At 50.4% G+C, this 26,068-nt stretch carries 23 protein-coding genes; 12 read left to right on the forward strand and 11 right to left on the reverse strand.

Annotated elements, in window-relative coordinates; all coding sequences use genetic code 11:
* The first annotated feature begins 50 nt into the window (after positions 1-50).
* A complete protein-coding gene (locus H6F91_RS19915) occupies positions 51-1,340 on the forward strand; it encodes a Glu/Leu/Phe/Val dehydrogenase (RefSeq protein WP_190774609.1) in 1,290 nt (429 codons plus the stop codon).
* A 212-nt stretch (positions 1,341-1,552) separates the two neighbouring features.
* Positions 1,553-1,939: a DUF4346 domain-containing protein gene (locus H6F91_RS19920; RefSeq protein ID WP_190774610.1), complete on the forward strand. Its 387-nt coding sequence runs from the start codon at positions 1,553-1,555 to the stop codon at positions 1,937-1,939.
* Between the two features lie 193 nt (positions 1,940-2,132).
* Here the strand turns inward: H6F91_RS19920 and fabG are convergent, their stop codons facing one another.
* Entirely contained in the window at positions 2,133-2,831 is a 699-nt protein-coding gene (gene fabG, locus H6F91_RS19925) for a 3-oxoacyl-ACP reductase FabG (RefSeq protein WP_190774611.1), read from the reverse strand.
* 148 nt (positions 2,832-2,979) lie between these two features.
* Positions 2,980-3,354 carry a hypothetical protein gene (locus tag H6F91_RS19930; RefSeq protein ID WP_199307939.1) on the reverse strand — a complete coding sequence of 125 codons (375 nt, stop codon included), beginning with the start codon at positions 3,352-3,354 and terminating at the stop codon, positions 2,980-2,982.
* A gap of 161 nt (positions 3,355-3,515) precedes the next feature.
* Here H6F91_RS19930 and H6F91_RS19935 point away from each other — a divergent pair, with 161 nt between their 5' ends.
* Entirely contained in the window at positions 3,516-3,842 is a 327-nt protein-coding gene (locus H6F91_RS19935; RefSeq protein WP_190774612.1) for a multidrug efflux SMR transporter, read from the forward strand.
* A gap of 74 nt (positions 3,843-3,916) precedes the next feature.
* Here H6F91_RS19935 and H6F91_RS19940 read toward each other — a convergent pair whose 3' ends face one another.
* The 5 genes from H6F91_RS19940 to H6F91_RS19960 all read right to left on the reverse strand — a co-directional run bounded on the left by H6F91_RS19940 (position 3,917) and on the right by H6F91_RS19960 (position 12,059).
* On the reverse strand, positions 3,917-4,390 hold the full coding sequence (locus H6F91_RS19940; protein ID WP_190774613.1) for a carboxypeptidase regulatory-like domain-containing protein: 474 nt from the start codon (positions 4,388-4,390) through the stop codon (positions 3,917-3,919).
* A gap of 69 nt (positions 4,391-4,459) precedes the next feature.
* Positions 4,460-5,365: a sulfite exporter TauE/SafE family protein gene (locus H6F91_RS19945; protein WP_199307940.1), complete on the reverse strand. Its 906-nt coding sequence runs from the start codon at positions 5,363-5,365 to the stop codon at positions 4,460-4,462.
* Between the two features lie 323 nt (positions 5,366-5,688).
* Positions 5,689-8,865 carry an efflux RND transporter permease subunit gene (locus tag H6F91_RS19950; protein ID WP_190774614.1) on the reverse strand — a complete coding sequence of 1,059 codons (3,177 nt, stop codon included), beginning with the start codon at positions 8,863-8,865 and terminating at the stop codon, positions 5,689-5,691.
* A 181-nt stretch (positions 8,866-9,046) separates the two neighbouring features.
* Positions 9,047-10,303 carry an efflux RND transporter periplasmic adaptor subunit gene (locus H6F91_RS19955; protein WP_190774615.1) on the reverse strand — a complete coding sequence of 419 codons (1,257 nt, stop codon included), beginning with the start codon at positions 10,301-10,303 and terminating at the stop codon, positions 9,047-9,049.
* 205 nt (positions 10,304-10,508) lie between these two features.
* Positions 10,509-12,059: an NAD(P)/FAD-dependent oxidoreductase gene (locus tag H6F91_RS19960; protein ID WP_190774616.1), complete on the reverse strand. Its 1,551-nt coding sequence runs from the start codon at positions 12,057-12,059 to the stop codon at positions 10,509-10,511.
* A 459-nt stretch (positions 12,060-12,518) separates the two neighbouring features.
* Here H6F91_RS19960 and H6F91_RS19965 point away from each other — a divergent pair, with 459 nt between their 5' ends.
* The gene (locus tag H6F91_RS19965; RefSeq protein ID WP_190774617.1) at positions 12,519-12,740 is read left to right on the forward strand and encodes a hypothetical protein; all 222 of its coding nucleotides are present in this window, start codon (positions 12,519-12,521) and stop codon (positions 12,738-12,740) included.
* A gap of 192 nt (positions 12,741-12,932) precedes the next feature.
* Here H6F91_RS19965 and H6F91_RS19970 read toward each other — a convergent pair whose 3' ends face one another.
* Positions 12,933-13,559 (reverse strand): HD domain-containing protein, encoded by a 627-nt coding sequence (locus H6F91_RS19970; protein ID WP_190774618.1) that lies wholly within the window; start codon positions 13,557-13,559, stop codon positions 12,933-12,935.
* Positions 13,560-13,830: 271 nt separating this feature from the next.
* On the opposite strand from H6F91_RS19970, the gene H6F91_RS19975 reads away from it, so the two are divergent.
* Positions 13,831-14,163 (forward strand): STAS domain-containing protein, encoded by a 333-nt coding sequence (locus tag H6F91_RS19975; RefSeq protein ID WP_190774619.1) that lies wholly within the window; start codon positions 13,831-13,833, stop codon positions 14,161-14,163.
* A 525-nt stretch (positions 14,164-14,688) separates the two neighbouring features.
* On the opposite strand, the gene sipA is transcribed toward H6F91_RS19975, so the two are convergent.
* A complete protein-coding gene (gene sipA, locus H6F91_RS19980; protein WP_190774620.1) occupies positions 14,689-14,913 on the reverse strand; it encodes a regulatory protein SipA in 225 nt (74 codons plus the stop codon).
* 59 nt (positions 14,914-14,972) lie between these two features.
* Positions 14,973-15,944: a zinc ABC transporter substrate-binding protein gene (locus H6F91_RS19985; protein WP_190774621.1), complete on the reverse strand. Its 972-nt coding sequence runs from the start codon at positions 15,942-15,944 to the stop codon at positions 14,973-14,975.
* Positions 15,945-16,121: 177 nt separating this feature from the next.
* Here H6F91_RS19985 and H6F91_RS19990 point away from each other — a divergent pair, with 177 nt between their 5' ends.
* The 4 genes from H6F91_RS19990 (at position 16,122) to H6F91_RS20005 (ending at position 22,084) form a co-directional block, all read left to right on the forward strand.
* A complete protein-coding gene (locus H6F91_RS19990) occupies positions 16,122-16,862 on the forward strand; it encodes a metal ABC transporter ATP-binding protein (RefSeq protein ID WP_190774632.1) in 741 nt (246 codons plus the stop codon).
* A 5-nt stretch (positions 16,863-16,867) separates the two neighbouring features.
* Entirely contained in the window at positions 16,868-17,761 is an 894-nt protein-coding gene (locus H6F91_RS19995) for a metal ABC transporter permease (protein WP_190774622.1), read from the forward strand.
* Between the two features lie 248 nt (positions 17,762-18,009).
* Positions 18,010-19,132, forward strand: a protein-coding gene (prfB, locus tag H6F91_RS20000; protein ID WP_190774633.1) for a peptide chain release factor 2 whose coding sequence is annotated in 2 segments (ribosomal slippage) — positions 18,010-18,081 and positions 18,083-19,132 — 1,122 coding nt in all. Because the reading frame shifts where the segments join, the coding sequence is not laid out codon by codon here.
* A gap of 444 nt (positions 19,133-19,576) precedes the next feature.
* The gene (locus H6F91_RS20005; protein WP_199307941.1) at positions 19,577-22,084 is read left to right on the forward strand and encodes an endonuclease MutS2; all 2,508 of its coding nucleotides are present in this window, start codon (positions 19,577-19,579) and stop codon (positions 22,082-22,084) included.
* Positions 22,085-22,242: 158 nt separating this feature from the next.
* On the opposite strand, the gene H6F91_RS20010 is transcribed toward H6F91_RS20005, so the two are convergent.
* The gene (locus H6F91_RS20010; protein ID WP_190774623.1) at positions 22,243-23,613 is read right to left on the reverse strand and encodes an ATP-binding protein; all 1,371 of its coding nucleotides are present in this window, start codon (positions 23,611-23,613) and stop codon (positions 22,243-22,245) included.
* Between the two features lie 126 nt (positions 23,614-23,739).
* Here H6F91_RS20010 and H6F91_RS20015 point away from each other — a divergent pair, with 126 nt between their 5' ends.
* The 3 genes from H6F91_RS20015 to H6F91_RS20025 all read left to right on the forward strand — a co-directional run bounded on the left by H6F91_RS20015 (position 23,740) and on the right by H6F91_RS20025 (position 25,261).
* Positions 23,740-24,432 (forward strand): response regulator transcription factor, encoded by a 693-nt coding sequence (locus H6F91_RS20015; protein WP_190774624.1) that lies wholly within the window; start codon positions 23,740-23,742, stop codon positions 24,430-24,432.
* A 182-nt stretch (positions 24,433-24,614) separates the two neighbouring features.
* Complete coding sequence (locus tag H6F91_RS20020; protein ID WP_190774625.1) at positions 24,615-24,920, forward strand: hypothetical protein; 306 nt, start codon at positions 24,615-24,617, stop codon at positions 24,918-24,920.
* 86 nt (positions 24,921-25,006) lie between these two features.
* Entirely contained in the window at positions 25,007-25,261 is a 255-nt protein-coding gene (locus H6F91_RS20025; RefSeq protein ID WP_190789438.1) for a DUF1830 domain-containing protein, read from the forward strand.
* The last annotated feature ends 807 nt before the right edge of the window (positions 25,262-26,068 follow it).

The following is a 26,068-nucleotide window of genomic DNA, read 5'->3' on the forward strand; positions in this document are numbered from 1 at the left end:
CCCTCGCTTCGCCATCGCCTCATCCTAATCCACTAAGGAGAGTGAAAATTATGTCGCAGTCATTGCTGTCGGATGCCAACCAGCGGTTGGAGAAAGCGCTGCGCTACGTCATGATCGATGAAGATGTAGCCATCCGTCTGCATTACCCTAAGTCCAGCCTCACCGTTTCTATTCCAGTGCGGATGGATGATGGTTCTCTGAGGGTTTTCCAGGGCTATCGAGTGCGCTATGACGATAGCCGGGGGCCCACGAAGGGAGGGGTGCGCTTCCACCCCGGTGTGAATTTAGACGAAGTCCAGTCTTTAGCTTTTTGGATGACGTTCAAGTGCGCTGCTTTGAGCCTACCCTTTGGGGGAGCGAAGGGCGGAATTCAGCTGAATCCGAAGGAGCTTTCGAAGTTTGAGTTGGAGCGGTTATCGCGGGGGTATGTGGATGCGATCGCCGACTTTATTGGCCCCGACATTGACATCCCTGCCCCCGATGTCTACACCAACGCCATGATTATGGGTTGGATGATGGATCAGTACAGCATCATCCAGCGGCGAATTGTGCCGGGAGTTGTCACAGGCAAGCCCATTGGCATGGGCGGTAGCCTGGGGCGTGAAACGGCAACAGCCATGGGAGCATTCTTTGTAATGCAACGCATCCTGGGACGCCTAGACCAGGCTCCGGAAAACACCACTGTTGCAGTTCAAGGCTTTGGCAATGCCGGGGCAACCATTGCAGAACTGTTGCACCGAGCCGGGTACAAGGTAGTGGCTGTGAGCGATTCCCGCGGTGCTATCTATGCCCCCAGCGGTTTGGATATTCCCAGCGTTCGCCAGTTTAAGGACTCTACCCGAAAACTTCAGGCCGTCTACTGTGAAGGAACGGTTTGTAATCTGATGAATGGTCACGATGACATCACCAACGAGGAGTTGCTGGAACTGGATGTAGATGTCTTAATACCTGCGGCTCTGGAAAATCAAATTACTGCCCAGAATGCTGATCGCATCAAAGCCCCTTACATTTTTGAGGTGGCGAATGGCCCCATCACTTCCGATGCTGACGCCATTCTGGAGCAGAACGGTATCCAGGTCTTCCCCGACATTTTGGTGAATGCAGGTGGGGTGACGGTGAGCTACTTCGAGTGGGTCCAAAATCGCAGTGGGATGTACTGGTCTCTGGAAGAAGTTAACCAGAAGCTCAAAGTGGCGATGGATCGGGAGACGGATCATATTTGGGCGATCGTTCAAGAGCTTCATGTGTCTATGCGTACCGCTGCCTATATCCATGCCTTGAATCGACTTGGCGATGCTATTCAGGCAAAAGGTACACGGGCGTATTATTTGAATCCGTAGGAGGGAAGGCAGAAGGCAGAAGGCGGAGGGCTAGAAGCCACAGTGGTTAACTTTCTTTCACTCTGCCCCTTATTCTTCAAAACTGTCCCTGCTCCCTCGCTACTGCGGCCTTATCTTCCCTTCTGCCCCCTGCCCTCTGCCTTCTGCCTTATTTCCACAACCCCGCTACAATTAGAAATTGGTCTACAAGCATCCGTGACTCTACCCCTGTTATGAACTCGACCCTGGTGTCTTCCTTAACTGAGATTGATAACGCCCTTTCTAACCGCTTTATTGAGTTGGATCCTGAGGGCTATTTTTTGATTTACCTGGATCGGGACGCCGGGCTCATTTGTGCCAAGCATTTCACCAACGTCATTGACGATCGGGGAGTAGCGCTTGATCCAGAAACGGGTAAACCTATTCCTTGCAAAGGCCCCGTTACTCGCACCCATACAACGGTCTTCACAGGGCGTACGGCGAAAGAACTTTGTGTCGAAATTTTTGAGAAAACAAAGCCTTGCCCTCTCAGTTACCTTGACCATGCGGCCTATCTGGGGCGTGAATTCGTGCGGGCCGAAATGGCCTTGCTGAGCGGTCAAGAATACATTCAAGACTAAATCTTCGTTAGGACCTTTATTGAGAAAGCCACAGCGTCGCTGTGGCTTTCTCAATAAAGGTCTTTTATCGATACTGGGGACAGCTTTTCAGAAAAGCTTCCCGAAGTTTATGTAACAGGGCTTACGCATTGTTGTTGTGGGTGGGGTGCTCCGCGCCCCACCCACAACAACAATGCGTAAGTCCTGTGTGAAATTAAACGCTGCCATAAACCGGTACGGCTGCCCCTCGGATATCTTTAGCCGCATCAGACGCTAAAAAACAAATCACTTCAGCTAAGGATTCTGCTGATACCCATTGGGCCGTGTTAGCAGCTCCCATGGCAGTGCGGTTGGTTGGAGTGTCGATAATGCTCGGGAGCACTACGTTGGCCGTGATGTTGGTGCCCTTGGTCTCATCGGCGATCGCCTGCGTCAGCGCTACGACCCCTGCTTTCGAGGCACAGTAGGCAGCGAGCTGGCCGCTTGGCTGCACGGCTCCACGCGAACCTATCGTTACGATGCGGCCATAATCGTGTTCCAACATGCGCCGCAAGCTGTGTTTACACACGAGGAAGGTGGTTTCCAAATTCAGCTTAAAATCCTTCTGCCATTGCTCCAGCGGGTATTCATGAGTTTTACCCATAGAGAAACCGCCCACCAGGTGAATCATCACATCGACTCGCTCCATGCCATCAATGAGCGATCGCACCGATTCTTCATGCGTCAGATCCGTTGATACAAAACGAATGCGTGCTATATCTCCTGGGGAGAGCCGCCCCTTCATCCGTTCCACTTCCTGAGGGCTGCGGTAAGGAATCGTGACAGAGTCTGCTCCTTGTAGCAGCACTGCTGGCGTGACACCCAGTCCCAGACCACCCGTTCCCCCAGTCAGCAGTACATGCTTGCCTTTCATGGTTGATGCTCCTCATCGCGAATTGGCTTGAGAATCATCCTAGTTTTATAGCCATTTCTGAAAAGAACCGGTGCTTGCACCCATTCTCTTCAGAAATGGCTGTAGTTACTTGTAGCAATCCGTTTCTTGTAGAACCTAATTTTGGGATCTAGAGTTTTTCGGTTAACGGTTGGCAGAAGTCATCCAGGCCTGTCTTCTGGGCATAAATGAGAAGGGCGATCGCCAGCGGTACTGGAAGGTTTGTAATCTCAACCAGAACAGGCACAGCATCTTTCAAATTCCCAGTAAGGATATGGGGCCGCAGATGGGCCTGGCATAGTTGCACGCGCCAACGCTTGGCAAACCCATCCAGCCAACCTTCCGACTCAGTTGGTTCTTGCCCTACTTTGAGGGCTAAATTGATAGCTGCGTCCTCTAGATTGCCCTCGCAGTCTTCAAGTACGTCCAGTGCCCGCAGAGCGGTTGAGTTATCGGTAAACTGCGACCGATATTGGTCAATTTCGTCCAAATTCACGATAATCATGCGGCCAATCTATCACCAGTCGAGTTATTGTGCTTCACTTCTAACGTTAGCTTGCATTGTGAGCCAAAACCCAGAATCCCTTTTTGTCATCGTAAAGCCGTGACAAAAAGGGATTTTGGGTTTTGGTGCAAGATGATTGAGTAAAGCTATACAAGGAGCCTATGCCTGCTATTGTGCATTTGTTTTTGGCGATCGCCAGTGAGGTTGTGGCTTCATCGGCCTTAAAAGCATCTCAGGGTTTTACCCGCCCTATTTTTACGGGTGTTATTTTGGGGGGTTATGGAATGGCTTTTTACTTCATGTCCCTGAGCCTGCGCCAAATTCCTCTGAGTATTGCTTACGCGATTTGGTCAGGGGTTGGTACTTTGGGAACCGCGCTAATTGGAGTATTTCTATTTCGAGAACGACTGGCTCCCGGAAGCATGTTCGGGATTGCTCTGATTGTATTGGGAGTTATTATTCTGAACCAGTTTGTCGAAAGCAGCTAACCCTGCTTCTTTAGGAATGAGATGGACTATAAAAAAAGGCCCTCTTGGGCCTTTTTTTAGTCCATCTTAGTGGTTTAGAAGAACCAGCGACGGCGACGGAGCAAGAGTACTGAACCCAGACCACTACCAAAGGCTCCCAGCGCAACAGAGGTTTGTTGGGCCCACCAGTGAGGTTTGTCGAAGCTATTTTGACTGATTTCGTCGATCTGGACGCCCTGGGCTGTCACCGGAACAGTCAAGATATCGCCATGATCGGTGCCAGGCTCGCCAATACGGATGCGCCAGTTTCCGGGGAGGGAGGTGTCAGGTGTGAAAGCAAAATTGCCACTTTCATCGGTGTTTCCTTCTAGCCAGGGCTGCTCAGTATTATTTGGAGCGTAGATTCGTACGGGAGCATTGCTGTAGGGCTCGCCGGTACTGTACACAGATGTAAGTTCAAACTGATCCACAAGCATCTGGTAGTCTGTCCAGGCGGCATGGGCCATAGCCTGGCTGGGGAAGCCAAACAGTGCAACCAGTAGAGAGAGCAGAACGAAGAGTCTTTTCATACGCGTAAGATTTAGAGAGGTGAGCAACGTCAGGTATCTGGAATGAATGCTGGTCACGAAGCAAGCGATTCAGGCGATCGCCTGGGCCGTCAATATCGCACCAATCGCCATAATCATAACGGCACTAGCGATAGGCAGATAACGCAGAATTGAAGAATTTACAGGAAGCTGATCAAACCACCGCCGCGAGTAGACCACGCTAATTCCCACTGCGACCAGTACTCCGGTAAGTCCCAGGCTAAAGGCCGTGACCAGAGCCATGCCATAGGCAGTCTGATGTAAGGCGATCGCTGACAACAGCAACACGAGCGCCGACGGACAGGGCACCAACCCTCCCGCAATCCCTAAAGCGACGAGATTGGGTTGGCTTTCGTGGGAATGGCTATGTGAGTGGCCATCATGGTGGTGCCCATGGGCATGGTCGTGATGGTTGTGGTGATGCTCGTGGTTATGGGAGTGGTCATGCCCATGGCTATGAGCGTGAGCGTGTTCATGCTCGGCTCCCGCTTCAAGGGCATTTAAACGCTGGTGAAGTAAGCTGCTACCGACTACCAGCACCATCACCCCACTGGCGAGACTGAGAATGGGATAAATTTGTTCAGACAAACCAAACTGAGCCGCAACGAGGGCGATCGCCCCTAACACAAACACTGCCAGCGTATGGGTGACCGTCGTCGTCAACCCCAGCACGACCGCCTGCCAGGGGGTACTGCGAGAACCGACAAGGTAGGCTGCGGCCATCGTCTTACCATGACCGGGGGTGAGCGCATGGCCAGCCCCCAAAACCATTGCGAGTCCTAAGCCCGTGAAGATCCAGGTGGGATTTTGGGTCTCATGCTCCAGCAGGTGTAGCAGGGAGGGTTCTCCATGGCCGGGATGGGCGATCGCCGCCTGGCCCATCAACGACCACAATCCGGCTGTTAGCCCTGCTGCCCCAATCCATCGCTGCATTACCCTGGCATACCACGCAACCATAGCCACCCTCAAAACTCATTGTGTGGAGATAAGAGATACCTTCAGAAGGCGATTGGGTTCGTCCGGGCGATCGCCTCTGGGAGTTTTGTCCTACTTTTAGCACGATTTGTTCCCCGCTGAACTTCAGGTTTATGGCTGGAAGAATCTTGCTTGTTACGGCGCTTTTTAGCGCTTAAAATCTGGGTGTTTTTGTGAGAGCCGCGCGGGGCGCGGCTCTCACAAAAACACCTGTGGCTGATTCAAGCGCAAAGCGCTGTAAAACGAAAGGGCAGGTATCTTACCTGCCCTAAAAGTGTTCGTCGTTTTAGAAAAGTTGGCGATCGCTACAGAACACGCTCTGTACTGATAACTCCGCTATCTCCAAGGGAAGCTTCATTTGAATCTGGCTTTTTTGGGAAAAAGCGATCAGTACCTTGCTTGATCAAAATGTAGATCATCGGAGTGATAAACAGGCTCAGCACTGTTCCAATAATGTAACCGCCAAACAGCGCTGTTCCAAGGGATTGACGACTGGCAGCGCCGGCACCGGACGCAATCACCAGGGGGAAGAAGCCGACAATACCGGTTAGGGAGGTCATCAGAATGGGCCGGAGGCGGTCTTGGGCTGCTTCAATAGCTGCCTGGGTGATGGTCAGCCCCTTCTCCCGCAACTGATTGGCGTATTCCACAATCAGAATGGAGTTTTTACTGACCAGACCAATTAGCATGACCAGACCAATCTGACAGTAGACATCGTTGGATAGCCCCCGCAGAGACTGAGCCCCCAAAGCACCTAATATCGCCAGTGGTACCGTAATCAAAATAATGATGGGGTCGATGTAGCTTTCGTACTGGGCGGCCAGCACCAGAAATACCATCAGGAGTCCTAGACCGAAAAATATAGGAGCCTGACCACCCGACTCAATTTCCTCGAGAGCTGTACCTGTCCAGTCATAGCCCATGCTGGCAGGAAGAACCTGTTTGGCAATCCCTTCTATGGCACCAATAGCCTCTCCTGAACTGCGACCCGGGGCGGCGTTACCCTGCACAGAGATTGAACGGAAGAGGTTGTAATGGGTGATGGTCTGGGCAGTGGTAGCCGGAGTCAGGGTTACCAAATTGGCTAGAGGCACCATTTCTCCAGACCCCGATCGCACATAAAGCTGTTGCAGGTCATTGGGTTCAGAGCGGAACGGTTCATCTGCCTGGACATAGACCCGATAGGTTCGCCGTTCCAGGTTGAAGTCGTTGACATATTCCGAACCCAAAAAGCTCTGGAGGGTATCGTAAATGTCTTGAATGTCGATATTTAGGGCTTTAGCGCGATCGCGGTTCACATCTACCAACATCTGCGGTGTGTTTGCCGTGAAAGTGGTGAACACGGCTTGCAGGTTGGGGTTCTGGTTCGCCGCTCCAATCATCTGGAACGTATTGCCCAGCAGTTCACCCAGGGATAAAACACCCCGGCGGTCCTGCACCTCCATTTGGAATCCCCCAAAGTTCCCCAAACCCTGAATAGACGGGGGGTTGAGTGAAAAGATCCGGGCCTCTGACATGCCAAAGAATCGCATTTGCACCCGTTGGATAATAGAGGCCACACCGCTGTCTTTAGCGGTTCGTTCTTCCCATGGCTTCAATAGAGAGAACATAATGCCCTGGTTGGGAGCGACCCCGGCAAAACTAAATCCTGTAATAGCGAAGTTGGATAGGATTTCTGGCTGTTCCAGAATGATTTCTGATGCCTCATCCAGAATCTTCTTCGTATGGGTGAGGGAAACTCCTTCTGGAGCCTGTACCAACGTAATAAAGTAACCCTGATCCTCCTCGGGTAGGAAGGAGGAGGGAACGATACGGTAGACCCATGCAGTCAGTGCCAGGGCCGCAACGAAACAGGCCAGCACAACATATTTCAACTGGGTCAGCAGCGATAGAGAGCGGCGGTAGCGGTTGCGTACGGCGTCAAACCCGGCATTAAACCAGTCAAAAAATCGCCCCAGGAGGCCATGGTGCCCCCCTTCCCGCTGCCGTAAAAGCAGGGCCGCAAGGGCGGGGGAAAGGGTTAGCGCATTGAAGGTTGAAATGACGATGGAAAAGGCAATTGTCAACGCAAACTGTTGGTAAATTGCCCCTGTGGTTCCGGGAAACAGTGCCACAGGCACGAACACCGCAATCAGAGCCAGAGATGTTGCCACTACCGCCCCGGAAAGCTCTTGCATCGCTTCGACAGCGGCCCGGAAAGGATGCATGCCCCGGTCTTGCACTTTGGCGGCGATCGCCTCCACCACCACAATGGCATCATCCACCACAACCCCAGTGGCCAGGGTCAGACCAAACAGGGTCAGGGTATTGATCGAGAAATCAAATAGCTTGGTGAAGATAAACGTGCCAAACAAGGATACGGGAATGGCCGCTCCTGGCACCACGATGGAACGCCAATCTTGCAGGAACAGGTACAACACCAGTACCACCAGGACGACCGATTCAACCAGGGTTCTAATTACGTCTTCCAGCGATCGCTCCACAAAGGTTGTGGAGTCGAAGGCGACTGCATAGTTTAACCCAGGGGGGAAAGACTCCTTCAGACGCTCGAGTTCTGCTCTCACGGCTTCAGCTGTTTCTAGCGCATTGGTTCCCGAACGCTGGGTAATTCCCAAACCCACAGCTTCCTGGTTGTTATAGGCGAGGAACGTGCCATAGTTTTCAGCACCTAGCTCCACCCGGCCGACATCCCTGAGTCGAGTTAACGTCCCTCCAGCATTAGATACGACAAGGTTTTCAAACTCCTCCACGCTCTGGAGGCGGCTGTCGGCCCGCAGGCTAAGCTGGTATTCCTGATCCGGATTGGCGGGTTGTTGGCCTAACTGACCTGCCCCGACCTGAATATTCTGTTCGCGAATGGCACCCGATACGTCCTGTACCGTCAATCCTCGGCTTGCCAAACGGTTGGGGTCAAGCCAGACCCGCATGGCAAATTTCCGTTCTCCAAAAATTTCAATAGAGCCAACCCCGGTAATGCGCCGCAGCGAGTTCACCATATAAAGGTCGGCGTAGTTACTCATGAATAGGCTGTCATACTCGCCATTCTCAGAGTAAATGGCGATCGCCATCAAAAAGTTACTGGACTGCTGTGATACCGTCACCCCCGTCTGGGTCACCAACCCCGGCAAACGCGGTTCTACCCGAGACACCCGGTTTTGTACGTTGACCGCTGCCAAATCGGGGTCTTGCCCTGCCTCAAAGGTTACTGTCACCTGGCTGGTACCATCACTCCCACTGCTGGAGCTGATGTAGCGCATCCCCTGTACCCCGTTGACCTCCTGCTCAACCAGGTTGGTAACGGCGCTCTCAACGGTTTCGGCGTCAGCTCCGGCATAGTTGGAGGTCACCACCACCTGCGTGGGGCTGATGTCAGGAAACTGGGCAATAGGCAGAGTGGGAATTGCCAGAATACCCGCAACGACGATAATGAGCGAACAGACCGTCGCAAAGACCGGACGTTCAATGAAAAACCTCGAAAACATGGTGTAGCCTACCCCAGAAAACTACTTGCACACGGGAGGGCGATCGCTCAGCACTGAACGCTGAGCGAACTGCACTATCTCGTTGTCTGTCTTGACCTCCAGCCCCTGGTTGAAAAGCCCTGAGAAGGGTTATTTCTCATGCACCTTGTGCAGAAAAAACAATTCAAACCATCTTCAGGCTCTAGGGTTGCCCCATAGCCTGTTCCAGCATGATGGGTGCACCGTCTTGCAGGTTAAGCACCCCAGAAACGACCACCTGTTCCCCAGATTTCACCCCGGAAATCACCTGATAAGAATTACCCTGAATCTCACCCAGGTTCACCTGCCGTTGACGGGCAACTTGTTGAGGTTTCCCGTCTTCAGTTGTCCCTTCTCCTTTCTCGGCAACGAACACAAAGGTCTGTCCTGCAATTCGCGTAACGGCTATCGTTGGGATGAGAACCCCAGGCTTGCTGCTCCAGATCAGTCGCGTCCGTACAAATTGTCCATCTTTTAAGGAACCATCGTTGCGGAAGCTGGCTTTTGCCAGTACTGACTGCTGTCCAGAATTCACCTCGGGAGAGATAAAGCTAATCTGTCCGCGGGAAACAGACTTTCCGCTCGCATCCAACAACTCCACAGGTAGCCCTACCCGCAACTCAGGAGCTCGTTCGATGGGAACCGATAGATTTAAATCCAAAGTGCTGTTTTGGATGATGTTCGTGAAGGTGTCACTCGAACTAACCAGGTCGCCTACTTTAAAGGGAATGTCGCCCACAATGCCACCAATAGGGGCGGTGAGGCGGCGATCGCTCACATCCTCCTGGGCAACTTCCTGGTCAGCCCGAGCCCGACCGAGTTGGGCTTGAGTTTCAGCCAGCGCGGCTTGAGCTGCCCCTAAATTTTCTTCCGCAACCCGCAGCGAGGCTAGGGCTGTTGTCCGTTCATTGGCTGCACGGTCAAGTTCTTGTTGAGATAGAGCCCCTTCCGCTGTGAGGGTGCGGGTACGCTCGTATTCTCGGTTCTGCAATTCCACATCCGCTGCTGCCCGAGCACGTTCTGCATCCGCTGCACGGACACGGGCCTGGTTCGTGGTGACCGCAGCAGATGAAGCGGCCACATCAGCGGCGGCACCGCTGGCTTGGGCACGGGTTTGGTCAGCACGCAGTTGTGCTATGACGGTCCCGGCCTCAACTCGCTGCCCTGGAGTGACAAAAACCTCAACAACTCGAGCGCTTACTTCTGGGCGGAGGGCAACCTTTTCCTGGGCCTCTAATGCCCCCACAAATTCTGAAAACTCCTGGACCGTGTCGGCAGAAACTTGTTCCAGTTGTACCGGGGTAGGAGGTTGCCCTTGGCCCATGGCTGGGCCACCTCCCCGACAGGAACTCACCATCAAGGAGAGGGCTAAGGCTACACCGATTGATGAATGACGGCGAATGAACCGAAGACTAAGCATGGGATTGGGGTAGTCAGCGAGGGAAAGGGCCAGATCGGATGCTTCAAGCAGTGGTGTTTCTTAAGAACGATAAACCAATGTCGATTCATTCCCCTGGAGGTTAAGAAATTCTAGTAAAAGGAAGTAGAACCATTGGTTCCATCCACACCAGACTGTCATGAAGGATTTTAGAAAAGGAGCATAGCAGTCTATCTCGCAAGGCACATCACCCACATGGGCTAGCCAATTTTTCTAGCAATAATTGATGTTGCTGGGGTGAGGCTAGAGTATTTGCGGTGATAAAGCTGCTGGCTGCTACAGCAGGCAACCCAATGCCGGGGAAGGTAGAGTCTCCGCAACACCAAAGCCCTGGAATCGGAGTGCGAGCGCCAGGAAACATTCCCCTGCCAGCAGGAATCGCAGGGCCATAGGAGCCTCGATGACGGCGAAGATAACGAGCATGGGTTAAGGGGGTGCCTGTTAGTGTCACGTCACAGCGCGATCGCACTCCCGGAATGACTTGTTCTAAGGCTTGCCACATAACCGCTGACCGAGCTTCTTTCTGCTGCATGTACGCATCGCTGTGCCGATCCAATCCTTCCCAGAGTTCGAAGGGCTCATTGCCCGGTGTGTAGGCATGAATGACGTGTTTACCTGGGGGAGCCAGAGACGGATCAAGAACAGAGGGAATAGATATCAGCACAACGTTTTGCGGCGCATCAATACCCTGTGCCCAATCGCCTACCCAAATAAAATGGCAGGGCAAATCCGCCGGAAGCCCTGTCGCGTCAATGCCTAGATGCAAGTGCATGAAGCTGGCACAGGGAGGAATGGCCTGTCGCTGTTTGAGAAACCGCTGCGGTAGCTGATCTGCTGGTAGTAGCTTGAGGGTATCCCATACAGATGCATTGGAGATAATGGCACGACGCGCATGAATTCGCTGGCCATTTCGAAGCTGAACGGCGATCGCCCGCCCCTCTTTCAGGACCACCTGCTCCACATGGGCATTCAACCGTAGCTGGCCCCCATGTTTCTCCAGCCCACGCACCAGGGCTGCTACTAATCCTGCACTCCCACCAACGGGATAATCCAACTGCACCTCAGGACGGTACCAGTCCGCAAACATAAAAGCGACTTCAGCGGCACTGGTGCTATGAGCGGGCAAACCTGAGAGCAGAAAACACAGCATATCTAACCAGTTGCGGATAAAGGGGTCCTGAACAACTTTGTCCATTAACGGACCAAAAGCCCCTGTGATCCGAGCCACGTTAGGCAAGTGGGAAAGCAGAGTTGGAATGTAACGGTGGAGAATTTGTGGAGCTCTCCAGTCTAAGCGGAAGGCGGCAGTGGGAAGGGCGATCGCTGCGTCTTTGAGGGGCTCCATAAACCGTTGAAGTTGCCGCCATTCTTGTACCGCAGCTTCTCCTCGCAGGGCATGCAGCACTTCACAGAATTGCTCTGCCCCCACAGATGTATCAAAGCGGCCTTCAGGTAAGAGGCACCCCCAGGTGTCATAGGTTAAACAAGGAACTGTTTCATCGAGCGCATCGAGAACCTGTCTGAGAGGATTGGCGGATGGATAGGACAAGCCAGAATACAGGGATGGACCAGAATCAAACCGAAAGCCCTGTCGCTCGAAGCCATGGGCTGCACCACCGGGGATGCTATGACTTTCGCAAACGACTACTTCAAAGCCGTACTGCGCTAATAACGCACTACAGCAAAGCCCTCCAATTCCGCTACCAATAACCACAATATCTACATCCGCTTCAACCATAAGCTGATACGAGGTCCTGTAAAAATCCTTACCAAAGTGCATTCAGAGCGGGTTGGAACGTTGTCCCTCTAGGGTGAGGCTCCCATGAATCAACCCTTTCAGAACCTTTTCATCATTCTCTTTAGTATTGTGCTGGTACTGAGCATCAAGCACAACATCTATTAATGAATGCTGGAATTAACTTAGGATCTTCTACAGAAGAAAACAGGGTTTTATGAAATTCACAGTCCTTAGTTGGGGGCGCATTTCTGATGGCTGCACGTTACATAGCCATCAAGAAACATAATCATGAACCACGAAGATGAATCATATATGCTCGCAAAATACACTTTTAGAAGTGTGCAATTTGTTAGAGGCATCCTATCTTTTGATAGACGGTCTGGAGATAGAGGGCAAAACGGAAGACTTCCCATAGACTGCTTTAATACACGAGCTTGAGACTATCTGGGGGATGGGTTAATGTTTCATACGTTGGAGGCCGCTGTAAGACCGTTAATGCTAAATAGCCGAGTTCTGGATGTCGCCTATGAACACTACTTAAAGGCGTCTCAGTCCAGCTCGCCCACCATTAACCTGAGAGCGATCGCAAAAGAAACGGGTGAAAGTTTGTTGACTTGCCGAAACGCAATTGTAGAAGCAAATAGTCTGGGTCGGTTCCCTAATTGCACATTAGAAAGTTAATGTGTGTATCCAATGTCATGAATGGCTGAAGAAACCAAAATAGTCATCAAGTACGTTTGGAAAAATCATTCAAAATATGAGCTTTATGAGATGAGCATTTTGCCCGACCAAAACACGGTCCGGCAAAATGCTCATACACAAAGCTGAGTTTGTGAGAAATCAAACAAAATTGGTATTGCAAAGCTGGGTCTGTTATGCAGATTGAACAGAATCTGTCAGGTAACCAGCGGCGATCGCTTCTGCAATCTGTGTTTCTACAAAACCCCATAGAGCAGGGGCTCCGATTTTTACCGCTTGCAGACGTTGTAAGACCCGCTCACGTGATACTCCGTACTTGCGCCAGGTACCACCCTGGGTCTGGAGGTTATGAAGAAATGGTTGGAAACAGTCCATCGCTCGGGCAAATTGGGCTTCTGGGGTTTCACCGGCCTCAAACTCATCCCACAAGGCCCGAAAAGTGACAGCCAGATCGGTAGGCAGCAAACCAAAAATTCGTTGAGCTGCTTGTAATTCACGTTCTACCTTACTCTGGTTGCTCTGCTCGTCAAAGCAGAAAGTATCGCCAGCATCAATTTCGACCACATCATGCAACAGCAAAAGTTGAACAGCATGGTTAGTATTGATGGGTTTATGGGCATACTCTGAGAGGGCGATCGCCATCACTGCCAAGTGCCAGGAGTGCTCAGCACTATTCTCTCGACGCGAGTTATCTGTCAGGGACGTTTGTCGCAAGATTTGTTTGAGGCGATCGAGTTCCAGGATAAATTGCAGCTGTGCAATGAGTCGAGGATCGAAATCAGTGGAATTGGGTAATATCATCTGCGGAATTCTACGGAGTATGCCTGGTCATTTAAATGACATGGTCTAAAGCCTGCAAAACTTTGCCAGCTGATTTCTCAGGAAAATTGCAAAGTTTTGAATTAGATTTTCCCCTTCTTTAAAAAGAAAATTAGGTGTTTTGTCCCATGGTGATACGGTTTAGCCTATGTCAGTTTAATATTTGATTGAACAGTCGTACATGGTTGTTCAATGTGCGTCCCAGTTCCTTGGGAGCTACCCCTGTAAAGTTGTGAAGCACGGTGTACCAGACATGAGTTCCTCTTTTACGATCGTGAAGCCAGTCGGTGTCCTCGATGCTACCCAGACTGCTCAGCTCAGAAGCCAAATTGATGATGCTATGCAGTCAGGCGCATCCACGGTGCTAGTCGATTTCGAACAGGTGAGTTTTATGGACAGCTCAGGGTTGGGTGCATTAGTTGGAGCGTTTAAATCCCTACGTGCTCGGGGTGGAAAACTCTACGTTTGTTCTATTAACGAACAAATTCGAATTTTATTTGAGCTGACCAGTATGGATCGCGTGTTCGATATCTTTTCTAGCCAGGAAGAATTCAGTCGCAAAGCTTTTTCTGGCACCTCTGCATGAGGCGATAGACGGACGTAAAAGCATCCTTTACTCTCCATAGATTGCAGTCAATGGCCATCTGGATCATAGATGGCTTTTTTACGGCTCAATTCTTCAAGAAATCAGCAATTCTCATTTTGGAATCCAACCCGAAAATAGCCCGCCGAAGACGGGCTATTTTCGGGCTTCAAAGCTGAGAATTACTGTCAAGAAATAGCCGTACACCATCGGGTAATACTTTCGCCATTTTTCTCAAGCGTTTGAGAAAAATGGCAAGTATGTTGAGCGGGTTAAGACAGTTCTGAACCTTCAGTGCTGCGTATCTCACACCTATCAACAGCTGTGGAGGAAAGGCCATAATGTGTCCCTTCCTCTACACTAGACCTCCTGTGTGAATCGTTGCGCGACTCCGCCGCGCAACGATTCACGCTCCAAAAAACGATTCATACAGGAGGTCTACTTAATGGATGGTCTAGAAGACGATCGGAATCGAGTGCCACGCTGAGAAAGCAGCAAAACCGGGCTTGCTGATGATACTGTGTGCTTCTATGCCAGATCTAAATATTGTTCATCCATCAAGAATACGCCTCGGTTAAAGCGAATTCCCCAGTAACCTCCAGGGCGGCGGTCTAGGATAACTCCTTCTTCCCCTAGAGTAATGACGTTGGGAGGCCGCAACATAGGCATGGGGTCAGCGGTTTTGACATAAGGAGGTAGCATAGCGATGCGGACGCGATCGCCTACCTTAAAGGATTTTGCTGGCTCGGACATAGTTTCTTCCTTGGCTTCCGCCATCACTTTGTTGTATGGCGGGTAAAAGTTCCCACACATTAATTATCGGCTTGAAAGTCGGTGTATTGTCCCCCCAGATTTTCCACAATGGCTTGCGTATTTGAGACGACCATGCCCACATAGGTGTCGCCCGCGCTGCCGGGTGCCCCAATGGAATCGGAATAGAGATGGGTATCAGCGAGTTTCACACCTGCTTCTTCTGCCACAGTTGTGATGAGGCGAGGATTAATGGTGGTCTCGGCAAAGATAGCAGGAACCCCTTGAGAGCGAATGGACTCTGCTAATTTTTGCACTGTCTGAGCACTGGGCTGCTCCTCAGTACTAATACCAATTAGCGTGCCTGTCACCTTCAAGCCATAGGCATTGGCATAGTACTGAAAGGCATCGTGAGTGGTAATCAGCTGTCGGTGTTCAGAGGGAACTGTGGAAATCTGCACGTTCACCCACTGGTCAAGTTTTTCCAGCTCTGCAATAAAGGCCTCGGCGTTAGTGGTGAATTCTGCCTCATCCTGCGGGGAGAGTTGAATCAACTCATCACGAATTGATTTCACCATTTTGATAACGTTCTGAACATCTCCCCAGACATGGGGATCTGGTACTGTGCGTCCTTCATAATTTAGGTCAAGGGGCTGTACCACTTCCCCAACAGCTACCTTACGGGCATTCACGCCCGCTGCATTCATCATCTTGATAAGACCAGGTTCGAGATTGTAGCCGTTGTAAAGGATTAAGTCTGCTTTTTCAAAGGCAATGCTATCTGCAGGTACGGGCTCGTAAACGTGGGGATCGGCTCCCGGTTGCAAAAGGCCGGTCAGCTCAATCTCATCCCCTCCGATACGAGCAGTCCAATCGGCAATCATGGTGCTGGTGGCGACAACATCCGGCCGATCATCTGAATTGTCTCCCGCCGAAGGGGAGGACTGATCACAGCCTCCCAGGGAGAAGGCGATCGTCCCCAGACCAATCAGTAAGGCTTGTCTAAGCCACGATGGGTAAGTCCGCACTCGCATAGTTGTTACCTTATTTCATAATCCTTTCATATTTTTAGAGTACAATGGCTTTCATAATCGTTTCATAATTGTTGTTTGGTTTGGCTGTATACAGGCGGGATTCAGCGTTTGAATCGTAGCGCCGGGGTCGGAATTGAGAATCACTACTGGGATAGAGACACAGGGAGAAGTCAGGATATGGAAGGGTATGGGGCGATCGCCATCGATCATTTAAGCGTGAACTATCGCAGCCTCCAGGCATTGCGAAATATCAACGTGACCTTGCAACCTGGGCAACTCGTGGGGATCTTTGGCCCGAATGGTGCGGGTAAAAGCACGCTGGTAAAAGCTATGCTGGGCCTGATTCCAGTAGTGACAGGACAGGTGCAGTGGGGAAGCCGCCCCCTGGGCCAACAGTTGGATCGTACGGCCTATGTGCCTCAGCGCTCACAAATTGATTGGACATTCCCGGCAACAGTGTGGGATGTCGTGATGATGGGCCGTGTTCGGCAAACGGGCTGGTTTAATCGCTTTTCGACGCCCAGTCGCCGCCTCGCCGCTGAAGCTCTGGAACGAGTGGGGATGAGTGAGTTTAGCGATCGCCGTATTGGTGCCCTTTCCGGTGGGCAACAGCAGCGGGTTTTCCTGGCTCGGGCATTGGCTCAACAGGCAGATGCTTTCTTCTTTGATGAACCGTTTGTCGGGGTTGATCAAAAAACTGAAGAGGTGCTGTTCCGTATTTTTCAAGAATTGGCAGAAGACGGCAAGATTGTGATGGTTGTGAACCATGATTTGGGTGAATCGATTACTCACTTCAACCATCTGCTGCTGCTAAACCGAGAACTGATTGCCGCAGGCCCCCGTGATCGTGTGCTCACTCGTGACAACATGACTCGTGCCTATGGTGGCCATGTCCAGTTCTTTAGTAATGCAGCGTAGATACCATGATGGAATGGCTTCTCGATCCGTTGCAGTATGCATTCATGCAGCGATCGCTTATTGTTGCGCTTCTGGTTGGCGTGATCTGTTCTGTTGTAGGTAGCTATTTGATGGTGCAGCGATTGGCACTATTGGGAGATGCCATCAGCCATTCGCTGTTGCCAGGTTTGGCGATCGCCTTTCTCTTGGGTGTAAATATTTTTATTGGTGCGTTCATTGCTGGTGTGATCAGTACGGTGATCATTGCGTGGATTCATCGGCGATCGCCTATTAAAGAAGATGCGGCAATGGGCATTGTATTTTCAGCATTTTTTGCATTTGGAATTGTATTAATTACTGTTATTCAAAAAGATAATAAAATTGATCTCAACCATTTTCTCTTTGGCAATATTCTAGGTGTCACTTTAGGTGAAGTGCGTGATACCGCTATCATTGCCGCTTTGGTATTGCTGAGCGTGTTTTTGCTCTACAAGGAACTGCTGTTTTATAGCTTTGATCCGCAAGGAGCACAAGCCAGCGGGTTGCCCATCGGTCTGCTCAATTCAGGTCTGATGATTTTAATCGCACTGACCGTTGTTGCCAGCATGAAAGTGGTTGGGGTCATTCTGGTGCTGGCTCTGCTCATTACTCCCGGTGCGACGGCCTACCTTCTGGTACCTCGGCTGCATCAGGTCATGCTTCTGGGAGCGGCGATCGGCGTTTTCTCCAGTATTAGCGGCATGTACCTGAGCTATTACTTTAATTTGCCTTCTGGCCCTGCGATTGTGCTGGTGGCCTCGGCTTTGTTTGCCCTGGCGTTTCTGTTCAGCCCTAGTTATGGTGTGTTGACCCAGCCTCGTACCAGTGCAGAAAATCCTCAATTTTTGCAGGATGTCAAGCGGTTAATGAGGCGCAGTTGACGCAACAAGGCAACCGTCCTATCCTCTACTTCTCGACCCAGCAATGAGCTTCAAAGCTGAGAGTTCGCGCCCGACGGGCGCGAACTCTCAGTTTTGAAGCCTGAAAATAACCCGCCGAAGGTGGGCTATTTTCAGGCTTCAATTCAAAATGAGAATAGCTGGCCTCTACTCCTCCGCCTTCCCTCTTTTCCCTTCTATCTCTTACAATCGGAATTTAGAGTCTACGAAACAACTGCCTCATGGTCATGATTGATACGACGGATTTGAAGCGGAGTGCTGAAGTGTTGTCGCAGCGCCTGGGTACCACCCAGGACTATCTTTGACATCCCGGCACTACAGGCTCGCATTGAAGATTTAGAGCAGGTAGCCTCTCAGCCTGAATTTTGGGACGACCAGGCCAATGCTCAGAAAACCCTGCAAGAATTAAATGATCTCAAGTCCAATCTGCAAAACTTTGAGTCCTGGACGTCGCGGTTGGAAGATACAAAGGCCATCCTGGAGCTGTTGGAGTTAGAAGCCGATGAGGCACTGCTCCAGGAGGCCCAAGATAACCTTACCCATTTGAGCCGCTCTCTCGATCAGTGGGAGTTGCAAAAATTACTTTCAGGCCCCTACGACGAACGGGGTGCTGTGCTTTCAATCAACGCTGGAGCCGGCGGTACAGACGCGCAAGACTGGGCTGAAAGCCTGTTACGAATGTATACCCGTTGGGCCGAAAGCCACGGATATAAGGTTCACCTCTCTGAAATTTCGGAGGGGGATGAGGCAGGACTGAAGTCAGCCACTCTGGAGGTGGATGGGCGTTATGCTTACGGCTACCTCAAGGTAGAGAAGGGAACTCATCGCCTTGTGCGGATTTCGCCATTTAATGCCAATGGCAAGCGACAGACTAGCTTTGCTGGCGTAGAAGTGATGCCAATTCTGGATCAATCCATTGAGTTGGAAATTCCCGATAAGGATTTGGAGATCACGACTACTCGTTCGGGTGGCAAGGGCGGTCAGAACGTGAACAAGGTGGAGACCGCAGTACTTGTTCGTCACCTTCCTACGGGCTTGATGGTGCGTTGTACTGAGGAGCGATCGCAACTCCAAAACAAAGAAAAAGCCCTGGCTCGCCTCAAGGCGAAGCTGCTAATAATCGCTCAAGAGCAGCAAGCCAAAGCGATCGCTGACATCCGGGGAGACATTGTAGAAGCCGCCTGGGGTAACCAGATTCGCAACTACGTGTTCCATCCCTATCAGTTGGTTAAAGATCTCCGTAGTGGAGTGGAGACGACGGACATCAGCGGCGTTATGAATGGCGATCTGGATCCCTTCATCGAAGCCTGTCTGCGGCAAGATAACCAGATGGTTGAGGCCACAGCGGTTTAATCAAGGAGGCGGGATGCGCCCGCCTCCTTGATTCATCACGTTCAGGTTCCTGAAGATCGAGTCCTTCTCAAGCGGCAATTCGTCTGAGCAGAGTTCTCTTCTGGGATGGGCCTCTTAACGGCCTTCTTGCGTTGACAAAATGCGGTCTTACAAGAGCTAGAAAAGCAAAGTGTATAGTTCGGCTTCTTGAGGTCTCACAGGGGCGTTAAGAATCCTTCATAATAGAATTAATAGGATTTAGGTTTGATTGAAAGCGGCATCCAGTACAAATTAGGCTTAAGTGCAGAATTGAGTAGGCTGCCCTTCCTTCAAGAATGATGAGCGAAGCCGAGGGGTTTTACATCTTTAGGGACTCACCGGATGGCGATCGCCCCCGGCATAATTGAGAGAGAAGAGCCCCAGAGGGGCGACTGTTAGTGCTGTTAGCGGGAAGCAGAATCACCATTGAGCCAAGGTTATTCCATTCAAACTGAAACGTTAGATCTATTAGAGTGGTCGCGGCTATGCCAGCACGTGGCGACGTTTGCTGCGACAAAATTGGGGGCGATCGCCCTCCGCAACCTTCGCATTCCTGAAACTCTAGCTGAGAGTCAGAATTTATTAGAGCAGACGAAAGAAGCGTATCTGCTGGAGAATCGCCTGCCTGGCGGCCTCAAATTTGACGGTATTGAAGATATTGGTGAAGCGCTGGAACGAGCACGTTTGCAGGGTGTGCTGAGCGGGGCTGAGTTGCTGGCGATCGCCACTACTCTGGCGGGTACCCGCGCCCTTCGCCGTGTTTTGGATGACCAGGAAAATATTCCCGCGCTGCAAGCGCTGCTGGAAGATCTGCGGACCTATCCCGAGCTGGAACAGGAAATTTATCGTTGCATCGATGATCGGGGTAAGGTAACCGACCGAGCCAGTCCTAAACTGGGCGGTATACGGGAGCAGTTGCGGCAACAGCGCGATCGCATCTATGACAAGCTGCAAAATATTCTGCAACGGCATCACAATGCTGTGCAGGATACGCTGATTACCCAGCGGGGCGATCGCTTCGTGTTACCGGTCAAATCCACCCATAAGGATGTGATTCCTGGTATTGTCCACGATGTTTCGACCAGTGGAGCCACGTTGTATGTGGAGCCACAGTCGATTGTCAGTTGGGGAAACCATCTGCGGCAATTGCTGCGCCAGGAGCAGGTAGAGGAAGAGGCTGTACGCCGGGTGCTAACGGAGCAGGTGGCGGAGGTCGTGGATGATTTGGAGGTGTTGTTGGCGATCGCCACGACTCTGGATTTAGCGACGGCCCGCGCCCGCTACTCCCTCTGGTTAGGTGCGAACCCGCCCCGCTTTGTCGAGTTTGGAGCCGTACAGCCGAATCCATCTGGTGAGTCTGTTCAAAACGCAGCAGAATCTGTTGTGCTGCGACAACTGCGCCATCCTCTGCTGATCTGGCAACATCAGCACGAGCACGGCACAGCGGTAGTTCCCATTGACCTGACCATTCGCCCAACGATCCGGGTTGTCGCCATTACTGGCCCCAATACCGGGGGGAAAACCGTTACCCTTAAAACCTTTGGGTTAGCCGCATTAATGGCGAAAGTGGGGCTGTTCATTCCTGCCCGTGAGCCCGTGGAGATTCCCTGGTTCTCCCACATCCTGGCGGATATTGGTGATGAACAATCGTTGCAACAAAGCCTTTCCACCTTCTCCGGCCACATCCGCCGCATTTGTCGTATTCTCAACGACATCCAACCTTCTGACCCTTCAACCTCCCAACCCCTCACACCCCTGGTTCTACTCGACGAAGTTGGTGCGGGTACGGACCCTACGGAAGGGAGTGCACTGGCGATCGCCCTTCTCCGCCATCTCGCGAACCATGCCAGTCTCACCATCGCCACGACCCACTACGGCGAACTCAAAGCCCTGAAATACCAGGATGAGCGGTTTGAGAATGCCTCAGTAGAATTTGACGATGTTTCTCTATCGCCTACCTACCGCTTGTTGTGGGGTATTCCGGGGCGCTCAAATGCGTTGGCTATCGCAGGCCGTCTAGGGCTCAGCAATGACATTATTTCGGCGGCTCAGGAAGAGGCAGGGGTAGAAGCGGCTCAAGACGTAAACCAGGTCATTGCTGGATTGGAACAGCAACGCCGCCAGCAGGAAGAGAAAAATCAGGCTGCGGCTGACCTGATGAAGCAAACTGAGCGCCTTTACGCAGAGGTGTCGCGTAAAGCGGAAACCCTGAAACTTCGGGAAGAGGAACTGAAGCAACAGCAGGAAGCGGCGGTGCAGGAGGCGATCGCTCAGGCGCGTCGGGAGATTGCCCGAGTGATTCGCGATTTGCAGCGTGGCCCTGCGACGGCCCAGGACGCTCAGCAGGCGACCGATGCTATCAGTGGTGTGGCCGAGCGGCGTCTGCCCTCACGTCAGAAACCGGCTAAGCCAAAACCGGGTTTTCGGCCCAAAGAGGGCGATCGCGTTCGCATTCCTCGCCTGGGCCAAACGGCTGAGGTGCTGTCGAACCCTGATGCTGACGGCAATCTGACGGTACGCTTTGGCATCATGAAAATGAATGTTTCCCTGGCAGACATCGAATCGCTTCAGGGAGAAAAGCCAGAGGTGCCGGCCAAGAAACCTGTGGAACCGAAACCCGCCGAGGTGCGAGCCAAAGCTAGAAAGGAAGCGGAAGAAGCAGAGACTGAAACCCGTGCCCAAGCCCCTGCTGTGCGTACTTCGCGCAATACACTGGACTTGCGGGGAAGCCGGGTGGCAGATGCGGAAGTGGAACTGGAGCGGGCGATCGCCAGTGCCCAACCTGGCCCCTTATGGATTATTCATGGTCATGGCACTGGTAAACTCCGTCAAGGGGTTCATGAGTTTCTCAAACAGCATCCTCAAATTGCTCGCTTTGAACCCGCTGCCCAGGCTGATGGTGGTAGTGGTGTTACCGTCGCTTATGTAGAATGAGCCATGACAGCGCTTCTCAAGCGCTTAAATATCTGGTTGTTTTTGTGGGAGCTGCGCTCCCCACGGCTCTCACAAAAACAATTGTGGCTGATTCAAGCGCAAAGCGCATTGATGAGGAGAGGTCAGGTGCTTTGCACCTGACCTCTCCTCATTAATACTTAAAGATGACGGGGTAGTTTGACGATGAATGTTGTTCCAGTGCCCACTTCACTTTGTATATGAATGGTGCCATTACACAGCTCTAAGCATTTTTGCACTACGGCTAATCCCAATCCGCTACCTGTCACACTTTCAACATTCTGCCCTCGGTAGAACGGATCAAAAACTTTATCGATATCCTCCCTTAAAATGCCAATGCCCTGATCCTGAATCATAAAACTAACTTCATTCTCTTCACATTGAAGAGTTAGATGAATAGGGCTCTCGGGAGAAGAATATTTAATAGCATTGAGTAACAGATTGTTCAGAATGGAATACAGCAGTTTTTCATCAAAAAAAGTACGGTTACAGTCGCCTTTACAGGTAAATTGAAATTGATGAAACTTTGTGTCTGCAATCTGAATGGAGTCTAATAGATTTAAACAAAATGCTTCAATATCTAGTGGCTCAGGTTTATGGTCGAGTTTGCCTGCTTCTGCTCGGGTAAGGGTGAGAATATCTGTTAGCAGATGATTCATTAATTTGGCAGAGGACTGAATCCGGCCCAGGTTTTTCAAATACTGCGATTCAATTTGAGTTTCTAGAATCTCTTCGAGCAATTGGGACGAGGCTAAAATTACACTCAAAGGGGTACGAAATTCATGGGAAATCATTGAAAATAAACGTAGCTTTAAATCGCTGAGTTCGCGCTCTTGTATGAGAGCCTGTTCCAGCAATTGAAGCTTCTTCTTCCGCTGCTGTTCCCAATAAAAGATATAAATAAGACCCAAAATAATGACACAGCCGAGCAGCGTTCCCCATCGTTCAATCCAAGCTCGGGCCTGAATATTGGTTCGAGTTATAGCTAGGGATTGCTGTAATTGTTGATTCTCCTCATCCTTAATATCAGTCAATGTTGCCTGGATTCTTTCTCGGAGTAAAACGCTACGGTCTGTAATTTGTTTTTGTGCTTGCATGGCGCTGGGGGAGCGATCGCGCTGATATAAACTAATCGACTCCTCCAGCAAACTTAAACGCTGGGACACCAGGCCATTAAGAACATTCAATCGCGATTGTTGGGTGACATCCTTTTCTATTTGATTTTGCAGCTGGTCTAATTCGGAGCGCATGATAATGACGGCACCACGATAGCGCCCTAAATCTTCATTTCTACCCGAGAAAATGTAACCTCGTCGGCCAGATTCGGCTATCGACATCGCCGCAAAAAAATCTGTCAGATTGCCTAAGATCTCATAAGTATGTTGGATTTGATTTGCGTTGGTTAGTAATTCAGATGTATTTTTAGAGGAAATCTGATTGATCAACCCTAATAAAAGAATAATGACACCAATGCTCAGGGCGAATGTTTTTTCTTCCAGAGCCCACTTCATGTCGTCGACCTCTCCGTGAAAGATGCATCTGGGTTTTTCGAGGGATATCTGTTCTCGTAAAACTCAAATGCAACCCCCATTAACGGTTCAATCCTGACACATTTAGGAGTTTTGTTCTTCTAATTTATGCGTATTTTAATTGTTGAGGATGATATTCAATTATCGGAAGTTTTAACGGAGGCGCTTACCCGTCGTCAGTATGTGGTTGATGTAGCGAAAGATGGGATCACGGCTTGGAGCTTAATCGAGGCGGTTACGTACGATCTAATTGTGCTGGACGTCACCCTGCCCAAGATGAATGGGATTCAATTATGCCAGCGCTTACGATCAGCGGAGGGCTCCCCTGGTAAGAACTTTCGCAGCACAGTTCCCGTTTTGATGCTGACCGCTCGGGATACGGTAGCTGACAAAATTATCGGTTTAGATGCTGGAGCGGATGACTATGTCACCAAACCCTTTGATTTAGAAGAACTAATGGCACGGGTTCGGGCCATGCTGCGCCGGGGTAACTCGAACAGTGAAATTTATATTGGGCGGGGTGATCTGCAACTGAATCCCAGTACCCACGAAGCTTTTTACAATCACCAACCTCTGGCACTGACTCCGAAGGAGTTTGCCCTACTAGAACTGCTTGTAACCAGTGGACGACGAATTCTAAGTCGTTCAGGCATTATCGATCAACTCTGGTCAGCGGAGGGATCGCCTACGGAAGAAACTGTCACATCGCATATTCGAGGGTTGCGTCACAAGTTACGAGCTTTAGGTGCGCCGGATGATTTTATCGAAACTGTGCATGGCTTGGGCTACCGGCTGAAATAGCCTAACGGCAATTCGGCTGAAACAGTCTGCACAATTTCTGCATTTTTTCTGCACTATGGTTGCATAACGCTGCGCTATCCTCCACAGAATATCTTTATAACTAGTGTTTACAAGGTTGATTTCTTTCGATTTTTTCTAAAGATATTTCTTAGCGAGTCACTAAACGCATCGTAAACGCGAACATGGCTACTAAAGAGTTCTACAACGGTTGGCTGATTCAGATTTCACGGGAACAGCTCGGCTATTCCTATCAGTGTTCGGCACCCGAACAGCAGACGATGAGGGCTGACATGTGCCGATATGCCACTGTTGATGCAGCGCTTCATGCTGCGAAGTTGCGGGCAGATCTGGAAGGGGTTCGATTATCGTTAACAACGTTTCTGCACGGAAAACTACAGCTTCTACTTCTTTGCCCTGAAGAACGAAGTTTGCTAGAAGATTCTATTGCTCAGTTTATTGACCTGACTCAGCACCAGTGTAATTTGTGATTTTGCTACCATGTTAGCCATAGGGCTCGTTTAACAATTGGTAGCGAATTTCTTTGAGTTGTTGTCTAAGTAGAGCTTGGAATTAGATGTCTTCCCCTACGCTTCGAATGGCTGAGGCTAAGCTGGTTTACTACAAAAATATAACTACCTTGCTTCAGACTATTCACCTTTTTCACGGTAATCATCAGTACTTTGAAAAAGTTGTTTTTCCAGGGGAATGTTTAATTCTTGAAGCTTTACCAGATTCAGAGCTAGAAATTGCTATAAATGTAGCTTCCGGAATGGTTTTACGAGACCGCTTCCCCTGTAATCAATTACAGGAAATTGAGCCTACTCGTTAAAGTGCGGCCACATTGGTTGCTACAACATGTGAATGCTAAAGCCTCATGATTTGGGGTTTTCTGTAGGGGTATCCAGAGCTATTTTAAAGGGTTGTTTTTGTGATTTTGGCATAAAAGAACAATCCTTTCTATGAGTTCTAAAATATGCTCTAGTCATTACTCTTATAGGAACGACTACTTCGAAATGAATTTGTATGAGATATTGATGTTCGTTTAGTTGTACGAATAATCAAGCATTTCTAATTCTTTTCAATCAGCTTCTAAGTGTAGTGAGTTACCTATGCTAAAGTCGTGTGTTTTTCAACAGCCTCATCAATTAACCGATCTTAAAATCGGGGATAGGGTTCGTTATATCGGTTTGGACTCTAGGATTCGAGCGGATTATGGAACAGAAGACCTGTTGATTTTACTGATTGATCAGTTTAGTGGCATAGCGGTTTGTGAGAATAAAGCAGGCCATCGTCTTGTGGGTGTTGCGTCCCGCGATTTACAATGCCTTCAATAGAGTATTAGGACGTGCTTTCAAGCTTACCCGCTTCAAAAGCCATTTTTGTATCCGCAAAGCGAATGAAAAAATGACTTTTTTAGACAGCTTTAAAACACCTCCTAATGTCGTGTCCACAAAGTTAATTCTCCTGGCAGATAAGTGGTGATTCGCTTCCTTCTCCAAACTTTCTCAAATTTCATTAATAGACTAGTACTCGGCGGCATAAATAAGCCTATGGTTTAGAACGCCAGTAACTTACCCTTGAATGTCCATTGAAAGGGCTTTGCCATCGTTTGGTTGAAGTAGTCAATAAAGGAAAG

Origin of the sequence: Leptolyngbya sp. FACHB-8 (assembly GCF_014695575.1) — a bacterium.
Taxonomy (GTDB): Bacteria; Cyanobacteriota; Cyanobacteriia; order Elainellales; family Elainellaceae; genus Vacuolonema.

What these genes read in the sequence shown, in the direction of transcription:
- H6F91_RS19915 (WP_190774609.1), top strand. Translation starts at nt 51, where the DNA reads ATGTCGCAGTCATTGCTGTCGGATGCCAACCAGCGGTTGGAGAAAGCG.
- H6F91_RS19920 (WP_190774610.1), top strand. Translation starts at nt 1,553, where the DNA reads ATGAACTCGACCCTGGTGTCTTCCTTAACTGAGATTGATAACGCCCTT.
- fabG (WP_190774611.1), bottom strand. Translation starts at nt 2,831, where the DNA reads ATGAAAGGCAAGCATGTACTGCTGACTGGGGGAACGGGTGGTCTGGGA.
- H6F91_RS19930 (WP_199307939.1), bottom strand. Translation starts at nt 3,354, where the DNA reads ATGATTATCGTGAATTTGGACGAAATTGACCAATATCGGTCGCAGTTT.
- H6F91_RS19935 (WP_190774612.1), top strand. Translation starts at nt 3,516, where the DNA reads ATGCCTGCTATTGTGCATTTGTTTTTGGCGATCGCCAGTGAGGTTGTG.
- H6F91_RS19940 (WP_190774613.1), bottom strand. Translation starts at nt 4,390, where the DNA reads ATGAAAAGACTCTTCGTTCTGCTCTCTCTACTGGTTGCACTGTTTGGC.
- H6F91_RS19945 (WP_199307940.1), bottom strand. Translation starts at nt 5,365, where the DNA reads ATGGTTGCGTGGTATGCCAGGGTAATGCAGCGATGGATTGGGGCAGCA.
- H6F91_RS19950 (WP_190774614.1), bottom strand. Translation starts at nt 8,865, where the DNA reads ATGTTTTCGAGGTTTTTCATTGAACGTCCGGTCTTTGCGACGGTCTGT.
- H6F91_RS19955 (WP_190774615.1), bottom strand. Translation starts at nt 10,303, where the DNA reads ATGCTTAGTCTTCGGTTCATTCGCCGTCATTCATCAATCGGTGTAGCC.
- H6F91_RS19960 (WP_190774616.1), bottom strand. Translation starts at nt 12,059, where the DNA reads ATGGTTGAAGCGGATGTAGATATTGTGGTTATTGGTAGCGGAATTGGA.
- H6F91_RS19965 (WP_190774617.1), top strand. Translation starts at nt 12,519, where the DNA reads ATGTTTCATACGTTGGAGGCCGCTGTAAGACCGTTAATGCTAAATAGC.
- H6F91_RS19970 (WP_190774618.1), bottom strand. Translation starts at nt 13,559, where the DNA reads ATGATATTACCCAATTCCACTGATTTCGATCCTCGACTCATTGCACAG.
- H6F91_RS19975 (WP_190774619.1), top strand. Translation starts at nt 13,831, where the DNA reads ATGAGTTCCTCTTTTACGATCGTGAAGCCAGTCGGTGTCCTCGATGCT.
- sipA (WP_190774620.1), bottom strand. Translation starts at nt 14,913, where the DNA reads ATGTCCGAGCCAGCAAAATCCTTTAAGGTAGGCGATCGCGTCCGCATC.
- H6F91_RS19985 (WP_190774621.1), bottom strand. Translation starts at nt 15,944, where the DNA reads ATGCGAGTGCGGACTTACCCATCGTGGCTTAGACAAGCCTTACTGATT.
- H6F91_RS19990 (WP_190774632.1), top strand. Translation starts at nt 16,122, where the DNA reads ATGGAAGGGTATGGGGCGATCGCCATCGATCATTTAAGCGTGAACTAT.
- H6F91_RS19995 (WP_190774622.1), top strand. Translation starts at nt 16,868, where the DNA reads ATGATGGAATGGCTTCTCGATCCGTTGCAGTATGCATTCATGCAGCGA.
- H6F91_RS20010 (WP_190774623.1), bottom strand. Translation starts at nt 23,613, where the DNA reads ATGAAGTGGGCTCTGGAAGAAAAAACATTCGCCCTGAGCATTGGTGTC.
- H6F91_RS20015 (WP_190774624.1), top strand. Translation starts at nt 23,740, where the DNA reads ATGCGTATTTTAATTGTTGAGGATGATATTCAATTATCGGAAGTTTTA.
- H6F91_RS20020 (WP_190774625.1), top strand. Translation starts at nt 24,615, where the DNA reads ATGGCTACTAAAGAGTTCTACAACGGTTGGCTGATTCAGATTTCACGG.
- H6F91_RS20025 (WP_190789438.1), top strand. Translation starts at nt 25,007, where the DNA reads ATGTCTTCCCCTACGCTTCGAATGGCTGAGGCTAAGCTGGTTTACTAC.